Source organism: Pelomonas aquatica (genome assembly GCF_026712205.1).
Lineage (GTDB): Bacteria > Pseudomonadota > Gammaproteobacteria > Burkholderiales > Burkholderiaceae_C > Pelomonas > Pelomonas aquatica.
Genome location: NZ_JAPPUW010000042.1, coordinates 1 through 13,145, shown reverse-complemented (window position 1 = coordinate 13,145; position 13,145 = coordinate 1). Strand labels below are relative to the sequence as shown.

The 13,145-nt window shown below is 69.1% G+C and carries 17 protein-coding genes; 6 read left to right on the top strand and 11 right to left on the bottom strand.

What is annotated here, in order from left to right; all coding sequences use genetic code 11:
* The 3 genes from NYP07_RS23685 to NYP07_RS23675 form a co-directional block, all read right to left on the bottom strand.
* On the bottom strand, window positions 1-490 hold a 490-nt coding region (locus NYP07_RS23685; RefSeq protein WP_268154653.1), incomplete at its 3' end, for an Hpt domain-containing protein.
* Window positions 491-515: 25 nt separating this feature from the next.
* Window positions 516-878 carry a response regulator gene (locus NYP07_RS23680; RefSeq protein ID WP_056199337.1) on the bottom strand — a complete coding sequence of 121 codons (363 nt, stop codon included), beginning with the start codon at window positions 876-878 and terminating at the stop codon, window positions 516-518.
* A gap of 46 nt (window positions 879-924) precedes the next feature.
* Entirely contained in the window at window positions 925-1,392 is a 468-nt protein-coding gene (locus NYP07_RS23675; protein WP_268154644.1) for a hypothetical protein, read from the bottom strand.
* 208 nt (window positions 1,393-1,600) lie between these two features.
* Here NYP07_RS23675 and NYP07_RS23670 point away from each other — a divergent pair, with 208 nt between their 5' ends.
* The 6 genes from NYP07_RS23670 to NYP07_RS23645 all read left to right on the top strand — a co-directional run bounded on the left by NYP07_RS23670 (window position 1,601) and on the right by NYP07_RS23645 (window position 8,099).
* On the top strand, window positions 1,601-2,761 hold the full coding sequence (locus tag NYP07_RS23670) for a hybrid sensor histidine kinase/response regulator (RefSeq protein WP_268154642.1): 1,161 nt from the start codon (window positions 1,601-1,603) through the stop codon (window positions 2,759-2,761).
* On the top strand, window positions 2,758-3,417 hold the full coding sequence (locus NYP07_RS23665; protein WP_268154640.1) for a response regulator: 660 nt from the start codon (window positions 2,758-2,760) through the stop codon (window positions 3,415-3,417). Before NYP07_RS23670 ends, NYP07_RS23665 begins: the two co-directional genes overlap by 4 nt.
* Before the next feature lie 191 nt (window positions 3,418-3,608).
* Window positions 3,609-4,826, top strand: a complete 1,218-nt coding sequence (locus tag NYP07_RS23660; RefSeq protein ID WP_268154638.1) for an efflux RND transporter periplasmic adaptor subunit — start codon at window positions 3,609-3,611, stop codon at window positions 4,824-4,826.
* Window positions 4,823-5,515 (top strand): ABC transporter ATP-binding protein, encoded by a 693-nt coding sequence (locus NYP07_RS23655; RefSeq protein ID WP_268154636.1) that lies wholly within the window; start codon window positions 4,823-4,825, stop codon window positions 5,513-5,515. Before NYP07_RS23660 ends, NYP07_RS23655 begins: the two co-directional genes overlap by 4 nt.
* A gap of 96 nt (window positions 5,516-5,611) precedes the next feature.
* Window positions 5,612-6,781, top strand: coding sequence for an ABC transporter permease (locus NYP07_RS23650; RefSeq protein ID WP_268154634.1), 1,170 nt, complete (start codon window positions 5,612-5,614; stop codon window positions 6,779-6,781).
* Window position 6,782: 1 nt separating this feature from the next.
* On the top strand, window positions 6,783-8,099 hold the full coding sequence (locus tag NYP07_RS23645) for an ABC transporter permease (protein ID WP_268154632.1): 1,317 nt from the start codon (window positions 6,783-6,785) through the stop codon (window positions 8,097-8,099).
* Between the two features lie 3 nt (window positions 8,100-8,102).
* Here the strand turns inward: NYP07_RS23645 and fliR are convergent, their stop codons facing one another.
* The 8 genes from fliR to NYP07_RS23605 form a co-directional block, all read right to left on the bottom strand.
* Window positions 8,103-8,867: a flagellar biosynthetic protein FliR gene (fliR, locus tag NYP07_RS23640; RefSeq protein WP_268154630.1), complete on the bottom strand. Its 765-nt coding sequence runs from the start codon at window positions 8,865-8,867 to the stop codon at window positions 8,103-8,105.
* Window positions 8,868-9,137: a flagellar biosynthesis protein FliQ gene (gene fliQ, locus NYP07_RS23635; protein ID WP_268154628.1), complete on the bottom strand. Its 270-nt coding sequence runs from the start codon at window positions 9,135-9,137 to the stop codon at window positions 8,868-8,870. It lies immediately after the preceding gene.
* Between the two features lie 2 nt (window positions 9,138-9,139).
* Window positions 9,140-9,886, bottom strand: a complete 747-nt coding sequence (gene fliP / locus NYP07_RS23630) for a flagellar type III secretion system pore protein FliP (protein ID WP_268154626.1) — start codon at window positions 9,884-9,886, stop codon at window positions 9,140-9,142.
* Window positions 9,876-10,199 carry a FliO/MopB family protein gene (locus NYP07_RS23625; protein WP_268154624.1) on the bottom strand — a complete coding sequence of 108 codons (324 nt, stop codon included), beginning with the start codon at window positions 10,197-10,199 and terminating at the stop codon, window positions 9,876-9,878. Before NYP07_RS23625 ends, fliP begins: the two co-directional genes overlap by 11 nt.
* A gap of 67 nt (window positions 10,200-10,266) precedes the next feature.
* The gene (gene fliN / locus NYP07_RS23620) at window positions 10,267-10,716 is read right to left on the bottom strand and encodes a flagellar motor switch protein FliN (protein ID WP_268154622.1); all 450 of its coding nucleotides are present in this window, start codon (window positions 10,714-10,716) and stop codon (window positions 10,267-10,269) included.
* The gene (fliM, locus tag NYP07_RS23615; RefSeq protein WP_268154620.1) at window positions 10,706-11,710 is read right to left on the bottom strand and encodes a flagellar motor switch protein FliM; all 1,005 of its coding nucleotides are present in this window, start codon (window positions 11,708-11,710) and stop codon (window positions 10,706-10,708) included. The genes fliN and fliM overlap by 11 nt, the downstream gene beginning before the upstream one ends.
* A 13-nt stretch (window positions 11,711-11,723) precedes the next feature.
* Window positions 11,724-12,323, bottom strand: a complete 600-nt coding sequence (locus tag NYP07_RS23610; protein ID WP_268154618.1) for a flagellar basal body-associated FliL family protein — start codon at window positions 12,321-12,323, stop codon at window positions 11,724-11,726.
* A 126-nt stretch (window positions 12,324-12,449) separates the two neighbouring features.
* A partial coding sequence (locus tag NYP07_RS23605; RefSeq protein WP_268154616.1) for a flagellar hook-length control protein FliK occupies window positions 12,450-13,145 on the bottom strand: 696 nt, incomplete at its 5' end.

Sequence of the window (13,145 nt, the reverse complement as noted above, 5' to 3'; positions counted from 1 at the left end):
CCTCGGCGGCCGGCGCGGGTGCGGCCGCCGCGGGGGCGGGCGCCGGGGCCGGCGCGGCGGGCGCGGCGCCGCCTTCGACGAAGCTCTTGATGCTGACCAGCAGGTCGGTCGTGTCGAAGGGGGCGGCGCCCGAGCCCTGGTGGCGGCCGAGCTGGGCGCGCAGCGCGTCGCCGGACTGCAGCAGCACGTCCACCATCGCGGCGTTGGGCTGCAGCTCGTGGCGGCGCAGCTTGTCCAGCAGCGTCTCCATCTGGTGGGTCAGCTCGGCGACGTCGGAGAAGCCGAAGGTTGCCGCGCCGCCCTTGATGGAGTGGGCGCAGCGGAAGATGGCGTTCAGTTCCTCGTCGTCGGCGGCCTCGACGTTGACGTTGAGCAGCAGCTGCTCCATGTTGTCGAGGTTCTCGCCGGCTTCCTCGAAGAAGACCTGGTAGAACTGGCTGAGGTCGATGCCGGCACTGATGCTGGCGCCTTCGGTGGTCATGTCACCCATGGCTGTGCTCCGTCTGCAATGGACTTCAGCGGATGACCTTGCCGATCACCTCGATCAGCTTGGCCGGGTCGAAGGGCTTGACCAGCCAGCCGGTGGCACCGGCGGCGCGGCCGGCCTGCTTCATCGCGTCGCTGGACTCGGTGGTCAGGATCAGGATGGGCGTGGTCTTGAACTTGGGGTTCTCGCGCAGCTTCTTGGTCAGGCTGATGCCGTCCATGCGCGGCATGTTCTGGTCGGTGAGCACCAGGTCGAAATCGCGCTGGCCGGACTTTTCCCAGGCGTCCTGCCCGTCCACTGCTTCCACCACGTTGAAGCCGGCGTTCTTGAGCGTGAAGGCCACCATCTGGCGCATCGAGGCCGAGTCGTCGACAGCGAGGATTGAGTGCATTTGAGTTTTCTCCGAGAGAACGTTTTTTGCCTGGGGGGCTGGGGTATCAGAATAGTTCGATGGAGCCGGCGTCCATCTCGTCCTGCGTGACCGGGTTGGGCCGCAGCGGCGCGATCTCGACGACGGCCGCGCCGTCCTCGTCGTCCATGCCGAAGGTGTCGCGGGCGAGCTGGTCGGCGCAGTTGCGCAGGCGCTGGCTGGTGTGGGCGATCAGCTGCGTGGCCATGTCCTGGAACTGCAGGGCCGTGATGGCGCCGGCGACGTCCTGCATGATCTGCTTCAGCCCCTCGGCCGCCGGGCCGCCGTCGGTCCCGCTCAGCAGGGTCATGACCTGGTTGGAGGCGCTGTAGAAATGGGTGGACAGGGCCTCGCCGGCGTCGTCGAGCAGGCGCTGCAGGCGCTCGAGGTCGTGGGTCACCGTCATCAGGTGATCCTGCAGCTCCGCGGCCGCCAGCAGCGGCATGGCGGCCAAGGCCCCGTCGAGGTCGGCTGCGGTGGAGGTGTCTGTCTGCATCGTGTCTCCGCGAGGGGATGCCGCTTTTTGTCCTGGTTGCCCTGTGCCCTGTGGTTCCCCTCAGGGGTGAGTGAATCATGGCATGTTCACCCCTTTTCCCGCCACTGTCGACCGCGAGATGTCGAGAGAACGAGCCGTATTACCGCTCCGGCACCGCTTGAGTGTGGCGCCGGGCGGCACGCCGCGCAGGGCGGCATACTGCGCCCCCATGACGATTTCTGGTGAGGAGCAGGCGCCCCGGGTCCTGCGCGTGCTGCATGTCGAGGACTCCGAGCTCGACCATCAGCTCATTTCGACGCAACTGACGCGCGCCGGGCTCAGCGTCGAGCTGCAGCGGCTGGATGCGCTGCCGGCCGTGCTGGCGGCGCTGGACGAGCGCTGGGACGCCGTCATCTCGGACTTCAACCTGCCGGGCTATTCGGGCCTGGAGGTGCTGGACGCGCTGAAGGCGCGCGCGCTGCCGCTGCCCTTCATCCTGATCTCGGGCGAGATCGGCGAGGACATCGCCGTGGCCGCGATGCGCAACGGCGCGTCCGACTACCTGCTGAAGAACAACCTGAACCGCCTCGCGCCGGCCCTGCTGCACGCCATCGACGCGGCCGAGAACGAGCGCGCCCGGCTGGCGGCCGACCAGGAACTGGTCAGGTCCAAGCAGCGCCTGCACCAGCTGGCCGGCCATCTGCAGACCAGCGTCGAGCTGGAGCGCGCGGCCATCGCGCGCGAGATCCACGACGACGTCGGCGGCTCGCTGACGGCCATCAAGTTCGACCTCGCCTGGATCGACCGCCACGCCACCGAGCCCGAGGTGCGCCAGCGCGTCGGCGCGGCGCTGGAGACGGTCAACTCGGCCATCGACGCCAGCCAGCGCATCATGCACAACCTGCGCCCCGCCATCCTGGAGCAGGGCCTGGTGGCCGCGCTGCAGTGGATGACGGCGCGCTTCGAGCGCCGCACCGGCATCGAGGCCGGCCTGCGCATCGGCGAAGAGCGCCTGGAGCTGCCGCCCGGCGTGCCGCTGGTGGCCTACCGCACCGCGCAGGAGGCGCTGACCAATGTGTCCAAGCATGCGCAGGCGACCCGTGTGGACATCGAGCTCAGCCTGGACTCGGGCGTGCTGACGCTGGAGATCCGCGACGACGGCCGCGGCATCGCGCCGGGCGACCTGGCCAAGGAGCGCAGCTTCGGCATCCGCGGCCTGCACGAGCGCGCGGCGACCGTGGGCGGCTGGGTCGACCTGTCCGCCTCGCCGGGCGGCGGCACCAGCCTGATCCTGACCGTGCCGCTGGCCCAGGACGCCATCGACGCGCTGGACGATGCGACCGACTTCGGCGAGGACCACGACAGCGCCTCCATCTGGGGGCGCGTGTGATCCGCGTCATCCTCTGCGACGACCACGGCCTGATCCGCCGCGGCATCCGCGACACGCTGGCCGACAGCGGCGACATCGAGGTCATCGGTGAGGCCGGCGACTACACCGAGCTGCGCGGCCTTCTTCACCAACTGGGGCACAAGCTCGGCAAGGACAGCCCCTGCGACGTGCTGGTGCTGGACATCAACATGCCGGGCCGCTCGGGCCTGGACGTGCTGCATGTGCTGAAGGACGAGGGCGCCACGGTGCGCACGCTGATCGTGTCCATGTATCCCGAGGACCAGTACGCCATCCGCGCGCTGCGCGCCGGCGCCTACGGCTATGTCAACAAGGGCGGCGAGCCGGCCAGCCTCGTGCAGGCCGTGCGCACGGTGGCCCAGGGGCGCAAGTACGTGACGCCCGAGATCGCGCAGATGCTCGTCGAGAGCCTCACCGCGCCCGTCACCGAGCAGGCCCACCAGAAGCTCTCCGACCGCGAGCTGCAGACCCTGGTGATGATCGCGTCCGGCAAGCGCCTGTCGGACATCGCCGAGGAACTGATGCTCAGCCCCAAGACGGTCAGCGTCTACCGTGCCCGTGTGCTGGAGAAGCTGGGCCTGACGAACAACTCCGAGCTGACGGTCTACGCCATCCGCAACGGCCTGGTCGCGAGCTGACCGCCGTTCGTCACCGCCTTTCGTCGATTCGGCAGTCCTGGCGGCCGTTCGTCGATTGATGACAGGCCGTGGCAGCAGCCACTGCACAATGCGCGCCGGGTTCCATTTGGATGGCCGGTCAGGCCAGCCGCCGGCGGGCCGTGCGAGGCCTGCGGCGCCAGACTTTCGGGGAGCGTGTCATCGATACCGGATTGCTGAAGGAGCTGCGCATCGAAGGCGCGCAGCGTGACGACCATGACGGCGGGCCGCCGAAGTGGATCTGGGGGCTGATCGCCGGCCTCGTCGTGCTGGCGCTGCTGGGCGCGGGCGCCTGGTGGTTCATGGCCGGCAACCGGCCCATCGCCGTGCAGACGGCGACGGTGCGCGCCAACGGCGAGGGCCACAGCGCCGATGCCGTGCTGCAGGCCACGGGCTATGTCACGGCGCGGCGCATGGCCACCGTGTCGGCCCAGATCACCGGCACGCTGACCGAGGTGCTGATCGACGAGGGCTTCAAGGTCCGCAAGGGCCAGGTGCTGGCGCGGCTGGACGACACCGGCCTCAGGGCCGGCCTGGCCGCCGCCGAGGCCCAGGTGCGCAGCGCCGAGGCCAACCTCGGGCAGCTGCGCGCCCAGCTCGCCCAGGCCCAGGCCGATTCGCGCCGCCAGACCGAGCTGGCCGCCGGCGGCATGACGACGCACCAGGCCCAGGAGCTGGCGGCCACGGCCGTCAAGACCGTGGGCGCCCAGCTCGAGGTGGCGCAGCGCCAGATCGAGGCGGCCCAGGCTCAGGCCCGCGCGGCGCGCGTGAACTTCGACTACGCCACCGTGCGGGCGCCGTTCGACGGCGTCGTCACGGCGCGCGCGGCCCAGGTGGGCGAGATCATCTCGCCGCTGTCGGCCGGCGGCGGCTTCACACGCACCGGCGTGGGCACCATCGTCGACATGGACTCGCTGGAGGTGAACGTCGACGTCAACGAGGCCTATATCGCCCAGGTCAAGTCCGACATGCCCTGCGAGGCCGTGCTCGACGCCTATCCGGACTGGAAGATCCCGGCCCACGTCGTCGCCGTCATCCCCAGCGCCGACCGCGGCAAGGCGACCGTCAAGGTGCGCGTGGCGCTGGACCGGAAGGACGAGCGCGTCGTGCCCGACATGGGCGTGCGCGTGAGCTTCCTGGCGGCCAAGCCCAAGGCCGAGGCCAAGCCGGCGCCGGGGGTGCTGCTGCCGCCCGAGGCCGTGACGCAGCGCGACGGCGCCAGCAGCGTCTTCGTCGTCAGCGACGGCCGCGCCCAGCAGCGCACGGTCAAGCTCGCTGCCGACGCCGGCAAGTTCAAGCTGGCCACCGAGGGCCTGAAGGCGGGCGAGACGGTCATCGTGTCGCCGCCGGCCGAGCTGAAGAATGGTTCCAACGTCGTGAACAAGGAATGAGCATGAGCGCTTTGATCGAAGTCCGCGACCTGTCCAAGGTCTACACCCGCGGCAAGCAGAAGGTGGAGGTGCTGCACCACATCGACCTCGATGTGCAGCAGGGTGATTTCCTCGCGCTGATGGGCCCGTCTGGCTCCGGCAAGACGACGCTGCTGAACCTGATGGGCGGCCTGGATGCGCCCAGCGGCGGCGCCATCAGCGTCGGCGGCGAACGCATCGACAAGCTGTCGGGTGCGGCGCTGGCCAAGTGGCGCGCGTCCAGGGTCGGCTTCGTGTTCCAGTTCTACAACCTGATGCCGACGCTGTCGGCGCAGAAGAACGTCGAGCTGCCGCTGCTGCTGACCAGGCTGACCGCGGCCGAGCGCAAGAAGCGCGCGGCCATCGCGCTGCAGCTGGTGGGCCTGGCCGACCGCGCCGCGCACAAGCCCACCGAGCTGTCGGGTGGCCAGCAGCAGCGCGTGTCCATCGCGCGGGCCATCGTGTCCGACCCGACGCTGCTGGTCTGCGACGAACCCACCGGCGACCTGGACCGCCAGTCCGCCGAGGACGTGCTGACGCTGCTGCAGGCCCTGAACCGCGAGCATGGCAAGACCATCGTCATGGTCACCCACGACCCGCGCGCCGCCGCCCGCGCCAGCCACACGCTGCATCTGGATAAAGGCACCCTGGTCGAACAGGCCGTGGCCTGATCCGCGAGGTGAAATGATGAAGCCCCCACGCGCACTTCGTTCGCTGCCCCCCGAGGGGGCGCCCAGCCTCCTTGAGGCGGCTCTGCGGAGACTGGCATGAAATACCTCCACCTCATCTGGGCCGCGCTGTTCCGGCGCAAGGGGCGCACCTTGCTGACGCTGGTCTCCATCGTCACGGCCTTCCTGCTGTTCGGGCTGCTGGACGCCGTGCGCGTCGGCTTCGACCAGGCCGGCCAGAGCGCCAACGGCGCGCAGCGCCTGCAGACGGGCTCCAGGCTCAGCTTCATCCAGCTGCTGCCGATGTCGCTGGGCGCGCGCATCACGCAGATCGACGGCGTGAAGGACACCACCTTCGCCAACTGGTTCGGCGGCGCCTACCAGAAGCCCGAGAACCAGGTCTTCAGCTTCGCCGTGGCACCCAACTACCTGGACGTCTACCCCGAGATGGAAGTCTCGGCCGAGCACCGCAAGGCCTTCGCCGAGACCAAGAACGGCGCCCTCGTCGGCGAGGGCCTGGCGCGCAAGTTCGGCTGGAAGGTGGGCGACCAGGTGCCCATGCAGTCCACCATCTTCCCGGACAGGAACGGCAGCCAGAACTGGCCCTTCACCATCGTCGGCCTCATCCATGTGGCCGACAAGAAGACCGCCGGCTGGTGGGACCAGATGTTCCTGCTGAACTGGAAATACTTCGACGACACGACGCCCTGGAACCAGGGCCAGGTGGGCTGGTACGTCACGCGCGTGAAGGACGTGAACCAGGCCGACCGCGTGCTCAAGACCATCGACGCGATCTCGGCCAACTCCGACCACGAGACCCGCACGCTGACCGAGCAGGCCGCGATGTCCAGCTGGATGAAGCAGGTAGCCGACATCAACCTGATCGTGACCTCCATCATGGGCGCGGTGTTCTTCACGCTGCTGCTGCTGGCCGGCAACACGATGATGCAGGCCGTGCGCGAGCGCACCGGCGAGATCGCGGTGCTGAAGACGCTGGGCTTCTCGGGCGAGAGCGTGCTCGCGATGGTGCTGGCCGAGTCGGTGCTGCTGCTGCTGATCGGCGGCGCCGTCGGCCTGCTGCTCGCCAGCGTCATCGGCCCGGCCGTCAGCGCCGGCAGCGGCGGCGCGCTCAACCTGCCCGCGGCGGGCCTGGCCAGCTGGCTGATCGGCATCGGCCTGGCCTTGCTGTTCGGGCTTGCGGTCGGCGCGCTGCCGGCACTGCGCGCGATGCGCGTGAACATCACCGATGCACTCGCCGGGAGGGCATGACATGAAATTTTTGAAGAACCTCGGACTCGTGCTGCTGCTGGTCGTGGTGCTGGTGGCCTGGGTGCTGATGCCCTGGCAGGGCGCGCTCGCGCTGGCCGTGCTGGTGGCGCTGTGGATGTTCCTGTTCCGCAGCGGCGCGCAGGCCCGCTCGGTCGCCGCCGTCGGCATCAGCACGCTGACGCAGCGCCTGGGCTCCTCGGCCGTCATCGTCGTCGGCATCGCCGGCGTCGTCGGCGTGCTGGTGGCCCTGCTGGCCATGGCCGAGGGCTATGCGCAGACGCTGCGCAACTCCGGCAGCCTGGACACCGCCATCGTCATGCGCGGCGCGTCGGCCAACGAGGTGTCGTCGTCGCTGAGCCGCGAGGACCTCGTGCAGATCGAGCAGGCGCCCGGCGTGGCCCGCAACGCCAAGGGCGAGCCCATCGTCTCGGCCGAGACCGTGGTGGCGGCCAACCTGCCGGTCAAGGGCAGCAAGACCGGCGACGAGGGCAGCGCCCAGGTGCGCGGCATCAGCGAGGCGGCCTTCGCGGTGCGGCCCAACGTGAAGCTCATCGAGGGCCGGACCTTCCAGCCGGGCCTGCGCGAGATCCTCGTCGGCAAGGGCGCGGTGCGCCAGTTCGAGGGCCTCAAGGTCGGCGCCGGCCTCAAGCTTGGCAACCAGCCCTGGACCATCGTCGGCATCTTCGCGTCGGGCGACGCGATGGAGTCGGAGCTCTGGGCCGACGCCAACGTCGTCAACGACACCTACCGGCGCGGCGCCGGCCGCAATTCGGCCACGGTCAAGCTGGAGAACGCGGCGGCGATCAAGGCCTTCGGCGATGCGCTGGAGGCCAACCCCCAGCTCAAGGTCAAGGCCAGCACGACGCTGGAGTTCTTCGCCAAGCAGAGCGAGAAGATGACCCAGGTGCTGCGCATCATCGGCATCACCGTGGGCGCCATCATGGCCGTGGGCGCGGTGTTCGGCGCGCTGAACACCATGTTCGCGGCCGTGGCCACGCGGGCTCGCGAAATAGCGACGCTGCGCGCGATCGGCTTCCGCGGCGTGCCTGTGGTCGTCGCGGTGATGCTGGAGACGACGCTGCTGGCCCTGATCGGCGGCCTGATCGGCGGACTGCTGGCCTGGCTGGTGTTCAACGGCTTCGAGGCCTCGACGATGTCGGCCGGCTCGGTCGGCAAGCTCAGCTTCAACCTGGCCGTGTCGCCGGGCCTGCTGTGGGAAGGCATCAAGTGGGCGCTCGCCATCGGCTTCGTCGGCGGCCTGTTCCCGGCGGTGCGGGCGGCATCGCTGCCGGTGACGACGGCGCTGCGCGAGCTCTGAGACTCAGCTGAACGCCGCGAGCAGTCGCTCCAGGGCGACCGTGAACGGCGTCTGCATCAGCGGCAGCGTGGCCACCATGCCGATCAGGCCAATGCTGACGGTCAGCGGGAAGCCGACCGAGAACACGCCGATCTGCGGCGCGACGCGGGAGATCACGCCGAGCACGAGGTTGACGAACATCAGCATCGTGATCAGCGGCAGCGCGATCCACAGCCCGATGCTGAAGATCTCGGCGCCCCACTGCTGGGGCATGGCCACGCGCAGGAAGGCGAAGGGCTCGGCGCCGACCGGGAAGGCGTGGAAGCTCTGCACCAGCGCGTTGATCAGCAGCAGATGGCCGTTGATGGCGATGAACAGGAAGGCCACCATGCTGCCGAAGAAGCGCGCGCTGGCGGTGCCCTGGGCGCCGCTGCCGGGGTCGAAGAAGCCGGCGAAGTTCAGGCCCATCTGCAGGCCGATGATCTCGCCGGCGAACTCCAGCGCGGCGAACACGATGCGCACCGCGAAGCCCATGGACAGGCCGATCAGCAGCTGCTGGGCGATCAGCAGCGTCAGCATGGGCAGCGAGTCCAGCGGCGTGGGCAGGATGTCCGGCAGCGAGGGCTGGGCCGCGACGGCGATGAACAGCGACAGGCCGATGCGCAGGCGCAGCGGCACATTGCGCTGGCTGAAGGTGGGCATGCCGGCGAACAGGGCCAGCGTGCGGATGAAGGGCCACAGCAGCGGGTTCAGCCACGCCAGCAGTTGCGCCTCGGTGACGGAGAACATCTAGCCCACGACGCTGGGAATGGTCTGCAGCGTGCGCTGGATGTACTCGACCAGCTCGGTCATCATCCACGGCCCGGCAACGGCCAGCGTCAGCACGGCGGCGATGACCTTGGGGACGAAGGACAGCGTGGACTCGTTGATCTGCGTGGCCGCCTGGATCACGCTGACGACGACGCCGACCAGCAGCACGACGATGAGGATGGGCGCGGCCACCAGCAGCATCATGTACAGGCCCTGCTGGCCGAAGGTGAAGACTTGTTGGGCGTCCATGGTCAGGTCACGAATGAGGCAGCAAGAGAGCCGAGCAGCAGGTTCCACCCGTCCGCCAGCACGAACAGCATCAGCTTGAAGGGCAGGGAAACCAGCACCGGCGACAGCATCATCATGCCCAGGCTCATCAGCACGCTGGCCACGATCATGTCGATGACGAGGAAGGGGATGAAGATCAGGAAGGCGATCTGGAAGGCGCTCTTCAGCTCGCTCGTGACGAAGGCCGGCACCAGCACCTTGAAGGGCACGTCCTCGGGCTTGACGCCGCTGTCCAGCCTGGCCAGGCGCGCGAACAGCGCCACGTCGGCCTGGCGCGTCTGCTTGAGCATGAAGCCGCGCATCGGCAGCTCGGCGCGCTTCAGGGCCTCGTCGAACTGGATGGTACCGGCGCTGTAGGGCTGCCAGGCCTCGGCGTAGACCTTGTCCAGCGTCGGGCTCATGACGAAGAAGGTCAGGAACAGGCTCAGGCCGACGATGACCTGGTTGGGCGGCGCGGCCTGCGTGCCCAGCGCCTGGCGCATCAGGCTCAGCACGATGGCGATGCGCGTGAAGGCCGTCATCATCAGGATGACCGCGGGCAGGAAGCCCAGGGCCGTGAAGAACAGCAGCGTCTGGATGGGGACCGAATAGCTGCCGCCCGCGCCCTGGCCGACGAGCAGCGGCAGCGTGGCCGGCGGCGTCGCACTTTGCGCGAAGGCGGTGCCGGCGGCGAGCAGGGCCGCGCCGGTCAGCAAGGGCTTAAGCCGCATCGCCGCGCTCCTTGCCCAGCAGCTTGGCGAACGAGGCCGGCGCAGGGGGCTCGGCCTGCGGCGGCATCACATGCAGCGTCGTGACGTGCTGGGCGGTCGCGCCCAGCACGAGCCAGCGGCGGTCTTCGCCCTGGCCGACCTCGACGACGAGCAGGCGCTGGTTGGGCGCCGTCGGCAGCTGGGCCACGACGCGCAGCACGCCGGTCGCTGCGGCACCACCCATGGGCGTGCGCTTGAGCAGCCACAGCGCGACCGGGATCAGCGCGACGATGGCGAGGAACCAGAGGAAGGGAAGCAGGCCGGAGGCATTCATGCCTCGGCATTCTGCGGACCGACTTGAGGCGTCGATCCCGGCAACTGAGCGGGGAAAGGGCCGCTGTTTATGCGGCCTTGCTCAGCCGGCGCATGCGCTCCGAAGGCGTTACGATGTCGGTCAGCCGGATGCCGAACTTGTCGTTCACGACGACGACCTCGCCCTGGGCGATCAGGTAGCCGTTGACGAGCACGTCCATGGGCTCGCCGGCCAGCGCGTCGAGCTCCACGACCGAGCCCTGGGCCAGCTGCAGGATGTTCTTGATCGGGATGCGGGTGCGGCCGAGCTCCACGGTCAGCTGGACGGGGATGTCCAGGATCATGTTGATGTCGCCGGCCGTGCCGCCCGCCGTCGTCGGGCTGAAGTTGGCGAAGCTGGGCGTGGACACCTGTTCGGGCGCCACCTCGGTGGCGACCTGGGTGGCAGGCGCGGGCGGCGGCGCGGCCTCGGCCAGGGCCGCCGCCCATTCGGCGGCCATCGCGTCCTGTTCTTCTTGGCTGGGTGAATCAGGGCTCATGTTTGGCTCCCAGCCAGCTCTCCTGAGAGCCGGTCAGCAACTTGTCGATCTTGAGGGCGTATTTGCCGTTGGAGGTGCCGTAGTGGCAGCTGAAGACGGGCACGCCGTCCACTTTGGTCTGGATCAGCGGTTCGAGGTCGAGCTCGATGAAGTCGCCGGCCTTGAAGGCCAGCAGCTGCTCCACGGTGGCCGGCGCGGTGCCCAGTTCGGCGACGAGTTCCACCTCGGCCGCCTGGATCTGCGTCTTCAGCAGGTTGATCCAGCGCCGGTCGGGCTCGGAGGAGTCGCCGACCGTCGTCGAATACAGCACGTCGCGGATGGGCTCCAGCGTCGAGTAGGGGATGCAGAAATAGATGGTGCCGCTGGTCTCGCCGATCTCCAGCGTGAACGAGGTCGACACGACGATCTCGCTGGGCGTGGCGATGGTGGCGAACTGGGGCTGCATCTCCGAGCGCTGGTACTCCAGCTCCAGCGGATAAATGCCCTTCCAGGCCTTGTGGTACTCGGCGAGGATGACCTCGACGATGCGGGTGATGACGCGCTGCTCGGTCGGCGAGAAGTCGCGGCCCTCGATGCGGGCGTGGAACTTGCCGATGCCGCCGAACAGCGAGTCGATGACGGCAAACACCAGCGTCGGGTCGCAGACGATCAGCCCGCTGCCGCGCAGCGGCTTCACCGACACGATGTTGAAGTTGGTCGGGACGACGATTTCTCGAAGGAAGGCGCTGTACTTCTGCACCTTGATGCCGCCGATGGCCACCTCGGGGCTCTTGCGGATGAAGTTGAAGAGGCCGACGCGGATGTTGCGCGCGAAGCGCTCGTTGATGATCTCCATCGTGGGCATGCGCCCACGGACGATGCGCTCCTGGCTCGCGAGGTTGTACTCGCGGATGCCGCCGACCTGCTCCTCCTCGGCCTCGAGCTTCTGGCTCTCGCCGGTGATGCCCTGGAGCAGTGCATCGACTTCGTCTTGGGAAAGGATCTGCTGATTCATGGCGAATCTGCGGTCACTGCACGATGAAGTTGGAGAACAGGACCTGGGTGATCGGGCTCTCGACGTGGGCCTTTTTCTTCTTCTTTTTCTTCTTGGCCCCGTCGGCCGCCGGGGCCTCGTCCTCGTCCTCCTCGTCCGGCTCGATGCCCATCGGGCGCAGGGATTCGCGCAAGATGTCCTTGGCCAGCTTTTCCTTGCCCTCGCGGGTCAGCAGCTCGACGGCGGTCTTGTGCGACAGCACCATGAGCACATTGCTGCGGATGGCGGGCATATAGGCCTTGATCTGGTCGGCGAAGTGCGGGTCGTCGACCTGCAGCGTGACGCCGATCTGCGCGAAGCGGTCCACGTCCTTGTCGGCCAGGTTGACCGTGAAGGGGTCCAGCGGCACGAAGGTGGGCGGGTGGTCGCTCTTGGCATGGGCCTTGGCCTTGGCGGGCGCCTCGGTGGTGTCGGCGCCGTCCTCGCCGTCGTCGGCAGGCTTTTTCTTCAGCAGCATCAGTGCCGCGCCGCCGCCGGCCAGCACCAGCGCCAGCACGGCGGCGATGATGATGATCAGCTTCTTGCTGCCGCCTCCCTTGGGGGCGGCTCCTTCGGCAGCCGGCGCAGTCGCCATGAGAACTCCTTGAACGTCCGCGGCCCAACGGTCGCAATGGGCAGCACTGCGCCCGATTATTGACCCCGGGATGGGCCGATAAGCCTGGATTAGCCAGCGTGGCGCGTGGCTAATTCCATTTCAGCTTCAGGCGAAGGTGTCGAGCAGGCCCACCGTGCGCCGTGCCGCCGGGGTGTCGATGCCGTTGCTGCCGGCCGCGCGCGAGCCGGCGGCGCCGTTGTTGCCGCGGTCGGCAGCGCCTGTGTCGTTGCCGCCGCCGCGCGGATCCTGCCGGGCCTGCTGGAAGACGCCGCCGCCCGACAGCGTCAGGCCCTGGCCCTGCAGTGCGGCGGCGAGGTCGGGCAGGCTCTGTTCCAGCGCCTGGCGCGTCTCGGCGTGGGCGGCATGGAAGGAGACCTGGGCCAGCGCGCCGTCCACGACGATCTGCACGGCCACGGGGCCCATGTCGGCCGGGTTGAGCTGCAGCTCGGCATGCTGCACGCCGTCCACGGCCATCAGGCTGACGCGGGTGGCCACCTCGGGCGCGAACGCGGCGCTTTGCGGCGGCGAGGCGATGCCGGCGGAGGTCGTGGCGGCGGCCGTGGCGCCGGCCGGCGCAGGGCCGGCCGTGGCGGCCTGCAGGCCGGCGGCGAAGCCCGGCAGGGCCGGGTCGGGCGTGCCGGGTCGGTGAGCGCCGGGCTGCGCGGCTTCGAGGGGGGCCTTGGCGCTTTCCTTCGCCGCGTCGACCGTGTGGCCGGAGCCGGCGTCGTGGCCGGCGGCCGGGGCGCCGGAGCGGGCCTCGGCGGCATCGGCCTGCAGGGCCCGGCCGGCGTCGCCGACGCG